We start from the raw sequence: 298 nt of genomic DNA, 5'->3' as shown, positions 1-298 counted from the left end.
CATTCGTCCCACTGATCCCGAACGACGACACCCCCGCCCGACGCACCCCCTCCCCCCGCTCCCACACCCGCGCCGACCCCAGCAACTCCACCGCACCCATCGACCAATCCACCTGCGACGACGGCGCATCCACATGCAACGTCTTCGGCATCACCCCGTGCCGCATCGCCTCAACCACCTTGATGATCCCCGCCACCCCAGCAGCCGCCTGCGTGTGCCCGATGTTCGACTTGATCGACCCCAACCACAACGGCCGACCCCGCTCCCGGCCCTGACCATACGTCGCCAGCAACGCCTG

At 68.1% G+C, this 298-nt stretch carries 1 pseudogene; it reads right to left on the bottom strand.

The window, feature by feature from the left end:
• A pseudogene (locus ACLQ2R_RS39655) lies at positions 1–298 on the bottom strand (polyketide synthase); the annotation flags it as partial.

The organism is Streptosporangium sp. DT93 (assembly GCF_049844535.1).
In the GTDB taxonomy this organism is placed as follows: Bacteria; Actinomycetota; Actinomycetes; order Streptosporangiales; family Streptosporangiaceae; genus Streptosporangium.
Note: the sequence above shows the minus strand (reverse complement) of the source record. Positions and strands in the feature narration are given on the sequence as shown.